The sequence below is a fragment of the Collinsella sp. AF23-2 genome, assembly GCF_003459245.1.
In the GTDB taxonomy this organism is placed as follows: Bacteria; Actinomycetota; Coriobacteriia; order Coriobacteriales; family Coriobacteriaceae; genus Collinsella.
This window is the reverse complement of the sequence record NZ_QRVG01000001.1, coordinates 119,252-133,946: the sequence shown is the minus strand read 5'-3', so window position 1 is coordinate 133,946 and position 14,695 is coordinate 119,252. Positions and strand designations below refer to the sequence as shown.

Below are 14,695 nucleotides of genomic sequence, written 5' to 3'. Positions count from 1 at the left end.
CCACATAGATTTTTAACTTGCATTTCTACCCGCCCTTTTCGTAGAGTCGCCGATACGTGCTTAGCGCACCCTCGGCGCGTCCGGCAGGCTTTGCGAAATGGGATCCAGGAGACTTCGGCGCAGCATCATCTTGCGGAATGCTTCTAATGAGCCTCCCATCCTTCAAAAACAGAATCTCATCGCACAGCCTATCGACCGAATCCAAGATGTGGGATGACATGATGATGCACGTACCAGAATCGGCCAGCTTCCTGAGAATCTCGGAATGCAAGTCCACCCTGCTGGGGTCGAGCGCGTTCATGGGCTCATCTAATAGAAGGTACCGCGCGCCCGTCGCATACGCAATCGCCAGGGTAAGCTGCTGCTTCATGCCCTGGCTCAGAGTGCGGATCCTCATCTTCGCGAACTCGCCTATCTGCGTTTGTTCCACTATCTCTTCGATATCGCGAGCGTGCGGCCACATATCGCAAACCATCTTGAGGTGATCTTCCGCACGCAATCCGGGATACAGCAGCGTCCCCTCACCAGGTGCATAGAAGATCATAGAACGGACCTCTCTCGCACCCGTACCCTGCACCTCATCCAGAACGATGCTCCCGTCCACGCGAGGACCCGGCAAACCTGCCATCGCACGCAGCAACGTCGTCTTTCCATGCCCGTTCGGAGCGACGAGACCGTAGACCGTACCCGGGGCAAACTCAGCGTTCACCGAATCTACGAGCACCTTCTTTCCATAAGAGATCGTCAGCGTTTGAAGGTCAATCATCGAGATCATCCCCTTTCGATCTTTGGAACACTCAGGCGCACCATCAACGGAGATACGGCGCCCAAGACCACCAGCAGAGCGCCCGATGCGCCGACGACCTCTCCAAAAGGCATCGCGTTCGTCCCTCGCCCAAGGAACCCAATCGTCCCCACCTGGGAAGCGGGATCAAACGAGGCGAATGGAGCCAGCAGCGCGACGCCCATGCCCACGCTTTCAACATGAGCGCTCAACGAACCCAACACCAAGAGAACCGCGCAAACCATTCCGGTGACAACGGGGTTGCGGCTAATCGCTGCTGTCAACGCAGCGACGACGGAAATCACGCCGTATGCCATGACCAGCAACGGAATACTGCACAACACCGCCTCCCCCACCATGGACGTTGTCGAAGCTCCCGCCCGAATGAGAGCGACGGGATACTCCGATCCACCCGCACCGTTCTTAATCACGGACACAACGACAGCGGGAACCATCGACACCAAAAGCAGCACCAAGCCAAGCAGGAGAGCCAGCGCAACAGCCGTCAGAAAACGCACATGCGCTGTTGCGGGGATCTGGAGAACCAGAAGGGAACGACACTGCAGGTGGGTGCACGCGAGCGATGTGACAACCACGGGCAACAGCAAAAATAAGGAGGGAAGCGCTGCCTGGAGATACGAAAGGAGGATTAATGGGGGCATCTTCGTACTTAACTCGTAAACCTTGGGTTCCGGCAAGCTCGCGATCGACTCAAGCAGAAGGGCGCGCGCCTCCGCACGAGAAGGAGTCTCCGGCTCGATTCCGATCGATTGCAGGAGAGTCGCATCTGCCGCGCCCAGCTCACCTCGAGCGCGCTCGTACGTCGCAAGGCTTCGAAACCCCTCCGCAGGCATAGGCGCGTACACGAAACCCGAAAGAGCATCCCGCATGTCTTCCAGGGCCGCTTTGCCCTCGACGTCCATATTCGCAGCGTTCTGCTCTAGATACCGATCTATTGAACGGAGCTCCCCATCCCTATACCGAACAGCGGAAACGTTATCAGCGTCAGGAAACATCTCGACCAGAGCCGGGGCCAGCATCGTCGTCGACATTGCAATCGCGCATACGGCGAGGGTAGGAGAACGCAGGAGCAGTTTCCCCATCGTTCTTACGTATGCAACGGCGGAGGCACAAGCGCTCGAACGAGTTGCCGTTCTCGATGCAGTGAAGGAACCTCTCTCAAGACAAATCGGGGATATCGGGCACGCGCAGCCGCTCTTTCCAGCAACGCAAAGCAGGCTAATTGCCAGCACCTCGATCCCGATTGCGCATACGAGGGCAATCGCGCCACGCTCGAAGCAAAGTCCAGGCAGATTCACTATCTGCGTTGTCGGGTACGGGCTATAGGCGCCGACGGTCAACTCAGTGTTCGCATACGTAAGGGGATTCAACAGGGCGAACTCACGTAAAGCGATGGATCTTCCGTAATACCCGGGAACCATCGTCACCCCCATCAGGGCACATACGAACACGATTCCAAGCGTAGGGTTATTGGCAATCTTCACGGCAAGGTGAACGACAAGCGAGATGAACGCTGCCACCAAGAATTGCAAGATGGCCGTCTGCGCGAACACCAGCCAAGCCGGTTTGATAACCGGAGTCGCATATTGAATGTAGCCTATCGGATAGAACGGCGAGCCCGGGCCATTCTTCACAAGCGCGGCGATTATCCCTGGAAGATTGATGGCGAGGACGGCAAGCATTGCAAAAACACTCGCCCATACGCTCGATGCAACAAGTCTACCCAGCTCGCCCATCGGTGCCTGGATGATGAGCTTTTCACGTTTGTTAAGACGCGCGGCAAGGAACGAGACGGCAACGGCCGTTGCGACCCATAGCAAGTACTCCTTCGATCCGTCATAATAGGTGTACTCTCCATCCGATATCTGCAGAAACGGAAGTAGGGGAGAGAGCGGTGCCAAGATAAGACGTCCCGCGGCAAGAGGGTACAGAAGCGCGGGCATGCTTGATGAAGAGGTATAGACACCGTCCTCCCCCGCATTCACAAGCGCATCCGCATAGGATGCTGACAATTCCTGCTCAACACGGGTTATTCCCGACTCGAGGTATTCGACCCGTCCGTCGATGCCAGCCGCGCTCCTGAAGACGGGCAGAGCACAAAGAACCATCAACGCAACAACGACAACACAGAGCGACCTGGAGGAGAGAAGCGACCTAAAGATCGCCTTCGAGATTTTGAGCATATTCATCGCCAACCTTAACCTCATCCAGTCGGAACAGAGGGGCCGAACAAAATGCTCGGCCCTTCCTCGCATCTAGTAGGTGCTATAGACAAATTGCCATTTATCAGTTGTGCCAAGAACACCACAGGAGCACATTGCAGCGAGGCGGGATTCCCTATGATGCGCGGATCGGCGATAGCCATTTCGGTAGGAGATCGTCTTGTAAGAGATGTTGAACATCGAGATGCTGTGCCCGCTTACGCCGCGAGGACAGCTGTAGCTCCAGTAGGTATCGACGACGTCGTCCGTATACCCGAGGGGCTCAACGAGGGCACACTGGCTGCTCTCCTGGGAAGGAGGCATCGGGGTATCCGCAAAAGCGGGGGCTCCCGGCAGCAACAGACAAAGAGCGAGGCCGAGGAAAACCAAGAGCTTACACGACTTAACAGTACTGAACATAATCCTCTCCAATCTAGAGGGGTTTCGGTTGCAGCATGCTGTGATTACTTGCCTGCAAAGTCAATTTAACATAAACTGTTAAAAAGTAACCTGAGTTTTTTAAATTCTTCGGAGGTTATTATGAGTTCCGACAATCGCACTCCCCGGCTTCATTCCTTCCGCATCGCATGTGCGATAGCCTCTGCGACCCTTTGCGCCACCGCCATCGCACAAGTGGCGTTCTCCTTAAAGCCAGCAATCGAAGTGCTCGACAACCCTGTAATTGCAGACTCCCCCGCGTATCCAGCCCTTGCGATCTCGACATTGGTCCCTGCCGTCATCGGTATCGCTACGACCATCCTCAGCGCCGTTCTCGTGTGGACGATCAAGAGCGGAGACCCCTTCAAGAAAGGGTCTGCGACATGCTTGAAGGTGCTCGGCATTCTCTTCGTTGTTCAAGCTGCCACCAGCCTCTACGCCGGCTCACTCAAAACCTCCGTTTCGATGTTTGGCGGCGAGGGGGCCGTCGGCGCCCAAGAGATCGCTTCATCATTCGATTGGACCTCTCTGGTTCTCGGCATCGTCCTGTTCATGCTTTCCCAGCTCTTCTTGTACGCCCGAGAGCTGTACCTCGACTCCGACGAGATTGCGTAAGGAAACGCCATGCCCGTAATTGTTCGCCTCGACAAGATCATGGCCGAGCGAAAGATTTCCTCGAACGAACTTGCCGAAAGGATTGGAACCACGCCCGTGAACCTGTCCCGTATTAAAAAAGGGCATATTCGCGGCATTCGCTTCAACACACTCGAGCAGCTATGCCTCGCCCTTCGTTGCCAACCCGGAGACCTTCTCGAAGTCATGAGCGAAGAGGATGCCCGAAAGGAGTTCGGACTCGATTGGTCCGCCGAGGATTAGAGGGCGGTCGTACTCGCCCTGCACACGGGGATGCGAATCGGCGAGGTCTGCGGCCTTCGGTGGTGCGATGTGGATTTCGAGACGGGCCTGATCTCGATCAGACACTCGGTGGCGTACGCGAAGGGAATGGGTTCGTTCATCAAGGACACCAAGACCCATGACGCCAGGGGTATCCCCATCGACCCGGTCGGCCTACTCCCCTTCCTGAAGGAGACCCACGAGATCGACTGCGGAAAGCTGCGCTTGCGCGGCCTTACCGGGGCGGTCGAGATCGGGGACTGCTACATCCTGTCGGAGCCGGGCGCGACCTTCGCGACGACAAGCTATATCCGCAGGGCGTTCAAGACGTTCTCGGAGACCAACGGCCTCATGGGCACCAACGACGAGCTGATCACGTTCCACGGCCTTCGCCACACGTTCGCAACGCAGTGGATCCGCCAAGGCGGCGATATCAAGGCGCTCCAATCGATCCTCGGCCACAAGGACGCCATGGCGACGCTCAACGTCTACGCCGACATCGAGCCCATCTCCAAAATCCATAACATGCTGCGCGCCACGCCGTGCCTTTGGCGCGGGCACCTCGGGCCGAGGGTCGATCCGGGTCCCATGTTCCAACAGAGGATCCAGGAGTCCATCGAGACGCTCCAGGCGTTCGGCTACGGCATCACCGAGCCGGACGACCGAAATATCGCCATACGCGACGTGAAGACGAACAGTTGGCTCTAGCTCACCGAGTACGCGGCAGTGCTGGGCCCATCCCAACTGAGGTCACGGTGGTCCGATAGGGGCGCCGCCCGCGGCATGCGCCGCGGAGCGGTATCCCCTACCGAAGGGCGGGGATGCCCTCCGCTTCCAGTTCGGAATCAGCCGTCGGAGGCGTTCGGCTGACTGCGGGAACGGCCTGTCCGCTCAATGTGTTCGGCTGAGATCGGAAATCAACCCAACACGAGCCGGACACGCGCCAGACGGCTCTTCCCCGTACGGCCTTCCCCCTTACGCTCATGTTGCAGGCATGTAACGCCGCAGCGAGCGCGCCTTTTTTGCGCCAGACAGGTACAATGATGAACACTGTACCGTAGCGGAGCGCCCCGCGCGCGCCGCAATCACGCGAAAGGGTTTCCCATGGCCGAGATCTCGTCCTCCCGTATCGTCATCACCGTCCTTGGCAAGAACCGCCCCGGCATCGTCGCCGGCGTCACCCGTGTCCTGGGCGAGGCCAACGTCGACATCCGCGACATCACGCAGTCCATTATCGAGGACATCTTCACCATGACCATGCTGGCCGATACCGCCGAGTCCAAGCTCGACTTCGCTGAGCTGCAGGAGGCCCTGGCCGAGGCCGGCGAGCTTTCGGGCGTCAACGTGTCCATCCAGCGCGAGGACGTCTTTAACTTTATGTACCGCCTGTAGCGAACAGGCCGTGCAGGAACAGGCCGGCGCATCTGCACTCAAGCACGCCGCCCCCACACGGCCCGGAGAGGAGCGCACATGGCCTACGACGCCAAGAAAATCTATTACCGCTTCGATGACCACTTGAGCCGACTGGTTCTGGATTACGAAGCAAGCCGCCAGATTTCGTCTGAGAGCGAAAGCCTCTACCACGGCCTGCCGACCGACCCTTATGACGAGGGCTTGTTCGAAGAGCACAATGTCAAGCGCGGCCTGCGCAATGCCGACGGCTCGGGCGTGGTCGCGGGCCTCACTCGTATCTCGGATGTGCACGGCTACAACAAGGTCGACGGAAAGGTCGTGCCCGATCAGGGCAAGCTCACGCTTCGCGGCTACAGCATCGAGGATCTGGTCAACAATGCCCAGGCCGAGAATCGCTACGGCTACGAGGAAGTCGCCTATCTGCTTATCACGGGTTCGCTGCCCAACAAGGAAGAGCTCGACGGCTTTTGCGAGCGCCTGGGCGCCTTTAGACACCTGAGTGACGAGTACGTTAAAGAGTTCCCTATGACCACGGTGTCGTCGAGCATCATGAACGTGCTCCAGCGCGCCGTACTGTTGCTCTACGCCTTCGATGCCGAACCAGACGTGATCACGCCCGAGCACGAAATCGACGTCGCCATTTCCATGCTCGCACGTCTCCCGCGCATCGCCGCCTTCGCACACATGGCCTCGGTCGCCAAGCTTCGCGGCTCCGAGGTTCACGTGCCGCACCCCACGCCCGGTCTCTCCACCGCCGAGACCATCCTACAGGTCTTGCGCGGTGGCATGGCGTTCACCCGCGACGAAGCCATGCTGCTCGACGTGATGCTCATGCTGCATGCCGAGCACGGCGGCGGCAACAACTCCACCTTCGCTTGCCGCGTGCTGTCGTCTTCGGCCACCGACCCGTATTCCGCCTACGCCGCGGCTATCGGCTCGCTCAAGGGCCCGCGCCACGGCGGTGCCAACGCCAAGGTCGTGTCCATGCACGAGGACATCCGCGCGCATGTCTCCAACTGGGAGGACGAGGACGAGGTCGCAGCCTACCTGGGCAAGATCCTCGACAAGCAGGCCTTCGACGGCACGGGCCTCATCTACGGTATGGGCCACGCCGTCTATACGCTCAGCGACCCGCGCGCCGAGGTCTGCCGCCGTTACGCGCGCACGCTTGCCGCCAAGAAGGACCTGGGCGATGAGTTCGCGCTCATCGAGCGCATCGAGCGCCTGGCACCCCAGGTCATGCGCGACCACGGCATGACCAAGCCCATCTGCGCCAACATCGACCTGTACACGGGCTTTATCTACAAGATGCTCGGCGTGCCCGAGACGCTTTTTACGCCGTTATTCGCCGTCGCCCGCATGGCCGGCTGGTCGGCACACCGCATGGAAGAGCTCTTCTGCGCGCACCGTATTATTCGCCCGGCCTATCGTCCGGTGATCGAGCCGCTGGAGTACAAGCCGATCGCCGACCGCTAGGACGCGGACCGTTATAGAACTCGAGCGTGGCCAGGGCATCACCGCCCTCGGCCACGCTTTTTATGCCAGTAGAAAGGGCTGCATCGAATGATTGTTTTTTCCGATATGGATGGAACACTGTTGACGAGCGACAAGCAGATGGGCGACGCCACCTGGGCGATGCTCGACGAGCTCGCACGTCGCAGCATTGAGTTTGTACCGTGCACGGGGCGTCCGCTGTCGGGCGTCTTTGAGCCCATCCTCGCCCATCCTGCCGTGCACTACGCGGTCTGCGCCAATGGCGCCAGCGTCTGGCAGCTCGACGACGATGTGCCCAACGATGCCTCGCGCGCCACGCGCATTTTGAGCCGTCCGCTCGATCGCGGCATTGCCCATCGCGTCCATCGCATCGCCGCCGGCCACGATGTGACCTTCGATATCTTCGCGGATGGGCAGTGCTTCCTCCCCCGCTCGCTTTACGGGCGCCTGGATGAGTTCTGCGGCGGTGACCCCCACATCGCGGCTTCGCTCAAGCGCACACGAACACCGATCGACATGGATATCGACAGTAAGATCGACGGGGTCGAGACGCTCGAACGCATCGCCATGTACTGGCACGACCCGGCCGATCGCGACGCCATCGCGGCTGAGCTCGACACGCTCGGAGGCATTGAGGTCACGCGTTCTTACGCCATGAATATCGAGGTCATGGGTGAGGGCGCCACCAAGGGAACGGCCCTCACGTGGCTATGCGAGCACCTGGGCGAGCGTCTCGTCGACGCCTGGGCGTTCGGCGACAACATCAACGACATCCCCATGCTGCAGGCAGCGGGCCACGGCATGGCCATGATCAACGCCGAGCCCGAGGACCGCGACGCCGCCGACGCCATCACCGAGTTCGACAACGACCACGACGGCGTCGCCCGCACCATCATGGCTGCCCTCGCCTAGCAGCAGCAACCCGGCAGGGCAGCTAATTTGGGACGGGGCTATTTTAGCTGCCCGCTTGTGTGGGGTAGCTAAAATAGCCCCGTCCCAAATTAGCTGCCCCAGTCACAGTAGTCGTTGGGGACACTCTTCGCGAAAAAGCTGCAAGGACTGTCCCCAGCTGCCGGCAGAAAAGGAACGTCCCCAACTGCCGGATTAGGCGAGGCTCTCCAGAACGTGGCGGAGCTCCTGCTGGACGGCGTGGTCGCGGTTACAACCCACCACGCGATCGGCCACCGCCTTAAGCGCGGGGCGCGCGTTTTCCATCGCGCAGCCCGTGCCGACAAAGCGAATGATCTCGTAGTCGTTCATCGAGTCGCCAAACGCTATGACCTCGTCGCGATCAATGCCGTAATGCTCCGCGAGCTGCGCGATACCCGAGGCCTTCGATACACCAGGCTGCATGGCATCGATCCACGCGTTGCCCGAAGGCGCAAAAGTAAAGAGCTGACCAAGTTCGCGCTGTAGCACGTACGCACTGTCCATAACCGCACTGTCGTCGCAAAAGATACTCGCTTTGATGATATTTACGCTGGGATCGGGCAGCTCCCAAATACGCTCGGCATTGGGAAGGTCCTTATCGACCTCACGCACGAACTTGCACTCGTCATCGAGCAGGAAGGACTTGGTTCGGTCAAAGAGCGCAAGATGCAGATTGGGAAACGTCCTGACGGCTTGGGCGAGCCTTCGAATCGCCAGGTGGGAATACACCTCACGGTCTACCATCTTACCGTCGGCGTAGACTTGGGCGCCGTTAGCGGCGACAAAGTCCATCTTGTCGCGAACGGGCGCAAAGAACTCGCACAGGCGATCGTAGCGACGACCTGACGATGCGGCGAAATGCACGCCATGCTCGTGTAGCGCCAGAATCAGTTCGTAGGTCTCGGGAGGCACCTGGCCGTTTTCGTCAAGCAGTGTGCCGTCCATATCGGATGCAATCAGTTTAAACATAGAAAAGCTCCCTTCGGGCTTAGTAGTGAAAACAGATGTATATCTGAAAACACCGTACCCAAAGGGAGCTCGAATAAGACCCCGTAGTTATAAACGTTACATGGACCTAGCAAATAGCTCACGCGCGCCAGAGGCCCCACGGTCGCGACGTCAGGCAGCCCGCCAAAGAGTGTCCCCAACGGCTAGTCGTTTAAGAACGTCCCTGATGACTAGTCGGCGTAGGTGAAGGTTGTGACGTCGAACATGCCCTCGGGACGGATGCGGAGCGTCGGGATCACCGGCAGGGGCAGGAAGATGATGCCCATGATGGGGTCGAGCGGCGGCTCGATGCCCATGGCGCGCGCCTTGACCATAAAGTCGTCGTGCTGCGCCGCAACGTCTTCGGCAGCGCCCTCGCTCATCAGGCCGCCGAGCGCCAGCGGAATGCGCGCCACGACCTCGCCGTTGCGCACCAGCACGTGGCCGCCCTGGCCCACGGCCTCAACGGCAGCCATCATATCCGCCGCATTGTCGCCCACCACGCACACGTTGTGCGAGTCGTGGCCGATCGTGGAGGCAATGGCGCCACCGGTGATGGTAAAGCCGCGCACCCAGCCGCGACCGATATGCTTGCCGACCAGGCCCAGGCCAGCGGGGCCGTCGCCGTCGGCGCCCTCGGCCTGCAGCGACACGCCGCGGCCATGGCGCTCAATCAGCATAATGCGGCGCAGGCCCTCGGTGTTCTTGGGGCGAACCATGCCCGTGATGGCCTTGCCCGGCACCACGTCAATCACGGCCTCGCCCGGCTTAAAGGCATAGTCGAATACGTCGAGCGAAAGCTTCGGCAGCTTAACGGAGGCGCGTAGCTCATCGGCAAGGGCCGCGACCTCGGCCATCTCGGGTGCAATCTCGCCCACAAAAGTGCCGTCCTGTGCCACGAGCGCGCCGGCGGCATACACGCGATGCGGAGCCGTGGCAAACGTCAGGTCGTTGAGCACCAGCAGGTCGGCACGCTTGCCCGGGGCAATCGCACCACGCAGCTCGTGTGGGTCGCGGCAACCGTGGTCCAGGCCAAACGCCTCGGCCGTGGAGAGGGACGCCATAGAGATAGCGACCACGGGGTCGATGCCGGCCTCGATAGCCGCGCGGCAGGCATTGTCGATCATGCCGGTCGCAAGCGCATCGGAAGGGGCGCGGTCGTCGGTCGCGAAGCAGCAGCGGCGGGCGCGCGCGGGATTCTCTAGCAGCATCGGCGACAGGTTGGCCAAGTCGTGGCTACACGTACCTTCGCGCAGCATCACATACATGCCGCGGGACAGTTTATCGAGCGCCTCCTCGGGAATCGTCGACTCGTGGTCGGCGATAATACCCGCCGCGGCATAGGCATTGAGGTCCTTGCCGGCAACGAGCGGCGCATGACCGTCGACTTGCTTGGACGGCGTCTGGTTAGCGGCATCGATGCGAGCACAGGTCTCGGGATCGGCCATAAAAACGCCCGGAAGGTTCATCATTTCGCCCAGGCCAAAGACATCGCCCGGATGCTCGGCAAAAAACGCCTGCATATCGGCAGCCGAAATAACGGCACCGGCCTGCTCGTCGGGCAGCGCGGGCACGCACGAAGGCATCATGTACTTGATGGAGATGGGTGCGCGGCGGCCGTCCTCGATCATAAAGCGCAAGCCGTCGAGACCGGCAACATTGGCAATCTCGTGGCTGTCGGCAATGGCGGTGGTAGTACCGCGCGTCGCGGCCATGCGAGCATACTCGGCGGGACGGATGTTCGAGGACTCGATATGCAAATGCCCGTCAATAAAACCGGGAGCGAGATAGCGACCCTGGCAGTCGATGACCTCAGTTGCCTCGTAGGTGCCAGCAGCATCGTCGCGACCATCGTAGAGCACGCCGACGATCACACCGTCCTTGACGGCAACGCTACCGGGCGCCACACGCTGGCCATACACGTCGACGATCTGCGCATTGGTAAACAGCGTGTCGACGGGCACGCGCCCCTCGGCAGCATCGATCACAGACCTCATGACCTCAACGGACATACATACTCCTTTAACCGTAGAAAAAAGCTGCGGAGCGGACAGACCTTCACCGCAGCAAGCCAATAGCCATTGTATGCCAAAAAGAAAGTCCCGCTAACACCCCTTCCGCTTAACGGCACCGCCAAATGATCCCTCCGTCCCCAAGGGATCGTCGCAACCAAAAAGGCCGCAGTCGGGATTCCCGGCTGCGGCCTTATTGCACTTGTGAGGTCAACTCGCTCGTTAGACCAACTTAAAGCCCTTGCGCTTGCCCACGGAGAGGGTGTCGCCCAGCTTGAGGGCGCTCGGATCGATGTTGTAGCTCTTGGGAGCCACAGCCTTGCCGTTGATCTTGACGCCGCCGCCGTCGATGTCGCGGCGGGCCTGACCGGCGCTGGCCGAAAGGCCCAGGTCCTTGAGCAGGCCAGCGAGGTAAATCTGGCCCTCGTCGTTGACGGTCAGCTCAACGTGCTTCTCGGGGAAGTCGGCAAGCTGGCCCTCCTTGAACACACGGTCGAACTCGGCCTGAGCCTCGTCGCCGGCGCCAGCACCGTGGTAGGTGTCGCACAGGTCGCGGCCTAGAGCGCGCTTGAGCTCGTAGGGGTCGGCGGAGCCATCGGCCAGGGCGGCATCGATCTTGTCGACCTCGGCCGGGGTGAGCGAACTGGCCAGACGATAGTACTTGCCAATCATCTCGTCGGGGATGGACATGGTCTTGCCGAACATATCCTTGGGAGCATCGGTCAGGCCGATGTAGTTACCGTAGGACTTGGACATCTTACGGACGCCGTCGGTGCCCTCGAGCAGCGGCATGGTGAGCGCGATCTGCGGTTCCATGCCCATCTTCTCCATGAGCTCGCGGCCGGCGAGCAGGTTAAAGAGCTGGTCGGTGCCGCCCATCTCGACGTCGGCCTTGATCTGCACGGAGTCGAAGGCCTGCATCACAGGGTACAGGAACTCGTGCAGGGCAATCGGCGTCTGGGACTGGTAGCGCTTGGTAAAGTCGTCGCGCTCGAGGATGCGGGCGACGGTGAACTTGGAGCACACCTGCAGCAGGCCGGCCAGGTCCATCGAAAGGATCCAGTCGCCGTTGTGCACGATGGTGGTCTTCTCGGGGTCCAGGATCTTCATGGCCTGGCTCACGTAGGTCTCGGCGTTGGCCTCGATCTGCTCCTGCGAAAGCTGCGGGCGGGTGGAGTTCTTGCCCGAGGGGTCGCCGATCAGCGCAGTGCCGTTGCCGATGATAAGGGTGACGTTGTGGCCCAGGTCCTGGAACTGACGCATCTTGCGCAGGGGCACGGCATGGCCCAGGTGCAGGTCGGGGCTGGTGGGATCGACGCCGAGCTTGATGTTGAGGGGCTCGCCCTTCTCAAGCTTCTTGCGAAGGTCGGCCTCGGGGACGATCTGCGCTGCACCCGAGGTGATGATACGCATTTGCTCGTCAACAGACAGCATTGGGTATCCTCCTTTTGCTATAGCACCCTCACCGGATACGGCGGTGCTGGAAGTTCATAAACCCACTAATAATAACCAAAACAGCGCGACGCGGCACCTACGACAGGAAAATCCTCGTCCTGCCGCACGCGTCGATAACGACCGGCAAACGCGTGCCGTCACGTTCGACCAAAAAGCGCGCCTGCTGACGGCGCGAGCAGTCACGGCAACGGACCTGCCCCGTTGCATCCGTGGCGCAGGCGCCCTCGGCAGTCAGCAAGCAGTGCTCGCACACCATGAGCTCGGGACGGTCGGCATCGACAGGCCCCAAGACACCGGGGCAAGCGGCAAGTTCGGCAACACGCTCCGCATCATTGCCGAGCAACTCGGCCGACAAGCACACCCGCCCCGCACCGAGTCCGCGCAGCCAGGTAAGCGTGGCCCGATTGGCACAGAACACCGGCGCCGCCACGTCAAACGTTGTGCCCAGCTCGCGGGCCATCGCCACTTGTCCCAGATTGCGGCAGACGACGCGCCCGGCACGCTGCATAAGCGCCCGAGTCCGCTCGGCGTCGCCCGCGCGGCACACTTCGTCGAGCACCACCGTTGTATCGGACAGATCTCGCTCATCGCGCGGACCCACATCCATCAGCTCCCAGGCAAAGACCATACGAGCAAAATCCTCGCGCTTTGCCGGCCCCGCCGACCCCACCAACTCCGTCGACGCACCGCCATCCACCGCAGCGCCCTCAAAGGGCAGCACCTCAACGGCACGCGCAACGGGCGCAATCGCATCCGCCTCGGCCCGCATGCGCTCCAACACCGCCGCCGTCTGATCCAACACGCCGGCGCTGCGAATCAGATAGACCTCGCAGCCCGCGTCCACCTTACGTTTGCAATGCACGACGATGCGCTCCCCCGCAGCGGCATCCACGGGGCAAGGCACCTGTGGCCAGCGCTTGGGCACATCGGGACGCGCGTCGGCACCCGGGTAAAATCGGATTTCGAGCGTATCGCCCGCCGCCACGGCGGCATCAAGCTCAACCGTCACCTCTTCGTGACCCACCGCCACCAAGTGGCCCACGCGCACGCCCTGGTTGATCGCGCGCTCAAAGCTCATGAGCTCGGCACCCGAACGACCCCGCAGGTAAGCATCGGTAAACCCACGGTTAAACGACCTTCCCAGCTCGCGTTCAAGCTCTTCCACGGCACCGGAGTCCCACGCGCCGTCGCACAGCATATCGAGTGCCCGACGCCACACCCTCACCACGTTGAATACGTAATCGGGATTCTTCATGCGCCCCTCGATCTTGAGCGATGCCACGCCGGCGGCAACAAGCTCGGGCAGGTGCGCGATACCCAGATAGTCACGCGGACAAAGCAGGCGGTCTCCCTCGACGGCAACAACACTCTGCCCCGCCTCGTCCACTAGGTCGTACGCCAGACGGCACGGCTGCGTGCAGTCGCCGCGCATCGCCGAGCGCCCACGCCGCAAGGCCGAGAACTCGCACGCCCCCGAATAGCCGATGCAAATCGCACCGTGGCAGAATACCTCGATGGGCACGCCCGTGGCACATAGCGCCGCAATCTCGTCGACCGTCAGCTCGCGTGCCGTCGTCACGCGCTCGACCCCCAGCTCATCGGCGGCAAGCCGCACGGCACCCTCGCTATGAGCGCCCGCCTGCGTGGACAGGTGAATCTCGACCCCGGGAATCGCCGCGCGCAGCGCGCAGGCCAACCCGGCATCGGCGACAATCAGAGCATCGGCGCCCAGCTCCAGTGCATGAGCTCCCAACGCCACCGCGTCGGACAACTCATCGTCAAACACGAACACGTTGAGCGTTACGTACACACGCACGCCATGGGCATGCGCCACGGCGCAGCCGCGCGCAAACTCGTTATCCGTAAAGCCATGGGCGCTCACACGGGCGTTAAAGCCGCCCAACCCCGCATAGATGGCATCGGCGCCCGCGGCGATGGCCGCAAGCATCTGGTCGAGCCCGCCCGCCGGCGCCAGCAGCTCGGGCAGCGCCGCACCGGCAGCATCCAATCCAGTCTCGTATTGTCCGCTCGGCCCCATCGTCCGAATCGCCATCGACAAACTCCTT

At 61.1% G+C, this 14,695-nt stretch carries 12 protein-coding genes; 6 read left to right on the top strand and 6 right to left on the bottom strand.

From position 1 onward, the window contains the following. Nucleotides 1-25: 25 nt before the first annotated feature. Nucleotides 26-766, bottom strand: coding sequence for an ATP-binding cassette domain-containing protein (locus tag DWY03_RS00620; RefSeq protein ID WP_117769450.1), 741 nt, complete (start codon nt 764-766; stop codon nt 26-28). A gap of 5 nt (nt 767-771) precedes the next feature. Next, entirely contained in the window at nt 772-2,994 is a 2,223-nt protein-coding gene (locus DWY03_RS00615; RefSeq protein WP_117773355.1) for a hypothetical protein, read from the bottom strand. A 552-nt stretch (nt 2,995-3,546) separates the two neighbouring features. Between DWY03_RS00615 and DWY03_RS00605 the strand changes: the two genes are divergently transcribed. The 6 genes from DWY03_RS00605 (at nt 3,547) to DWY03_RS00580 (ending at nt 8,157) form a co-directional block, all read left to right on the top strand. Further along, entirely contained in the window at nt 3,547-4,059 is a 513-nt protein-coding gene (locus DWY03_RS00605) for a DUF2975 domain-containing protein (RefSeq protein ID WP_006235293.1), read from the top strand. 9 nt (nt 4,060-4,068) lie between these two features. Continuing rightward, nucleotides 4,069-4,320: a helix-turn-helix transcriptional regulator gene (locus tag DWY03_RS00600; protein WP_006235292.1), complete on the top strand. Its 252-nt coding sequence runs from the start codon at nt 4,069-4,071 to the stop codon at nt 4,318-4,320. An 18-nt stretch (nt 4,321-4,338) separates the two neighbouring features. Next, nucleotides 4,339-5,046 carry a site-specific integrase gene (locus DWY03_RS00595; protein ID WP_255360342.1) on the top strand — a complete coding sequence of 236 codons (708 nt, stop codon included), beginning with the start codon at nt 4,339-4,341 and terminating at the stop codon, nt 5,044-5,046. Nucleotides 5,047-5,442: 396 nt separating this feature from the next. Further along, the gene (locus tag DWY03_RS00590; RefSeq protein ID WP_117839678.1) at nt 5,443-5,730 is read left to right on the top strand and encodes an ACT domain-containing protein; all 288 of its coding nucleotides are present in this window, start codon (nt 5,443-5,445) and stop codon (nt 5,728-5,730) included. A 78-nt stretch (nt 5,731-5,808) separates the two neighbouring features. After that, nucleotides 5,809-7,227, top strand: a complete 1,419-nt coding sequence (locus DWY03_RS00585) for a citrate synthase (RefSeq protein ID WP_117773359.1) — start codon at nt 5,809-5,811, stop codon at nt 7,225-7,227. An 87-nt stretch (nt 7,228-7,314) separates the two neighbouring features. Further along, nucleotides 7,315-8,157 carry a Cof-type HAD-IIB family hydrolase gene (locus DWY03_RS00580; protein ID WP_117773361.1) on the top strand — a complete coding sequence of 281 codons (843 nt, stop codon included), beginning with the start codon at nt 7,315-7,317 and terminating at the stop codon, nt 8,155-8,157. Between the two features lie 192 nt (nt 8,158-8,349). Here DWY03_RS00580 and DWY03_RS00575 read toward each other — a convergent pair whose 3' ends face one another. From DWY03_RS00575 to DWY03_RS00560, 4 genes are all read right to left on the bottom strand, one after another. Next, nucleotides 8,350-9,144, bottom strand: coding sequence for a Cof-type HAD-IIB family hydrolase (locus DWY03_RS00575; protein WP_117773363.1), 795 nt, complete (start codon nt 9,142-9,144; stop codon nt 8,350-8,352). Nucleotides 9,145-9,353: 209 nt separating this feature from the next. Beyond that, complete coding sequence (locus tag DWY03_RS00570) at nt 9,354-11,174, bottom strand: adenine deaminase (RefSeq protein WP_117773365.1); 1,821 nt, start codon at nt 11,172-11,174, stop codon at nt 9,354-9,356. A 222-nt stretch (nt 11,175-11,396) separates the two neighbouring features. Further along, entirely contained in the window at nt 11,397-12,608 is a 1,212-nt protein-coding gene (gene tyrS / locus DWY03_RS00565) for a tyrosine--tRNA ligase (RefSeq protein WP_035137437.1), read from the bottom strand. A 97-nt stretch (nt 12,609-12,705) separates the two neighbouring features. Beyond that, nucleotides 12,706-14,682, bottom strand: coding sequence for a U32 family peptidase (locus tag DWY03_RS00560; protein WP_158558585.1), 1,977 nt, complete (start codon nt 14,680-14,682; stop codon nt 12,706-12,708). Between the last annotated feature and the right edge of the window lie 13 nt (nt 14,683-14,695).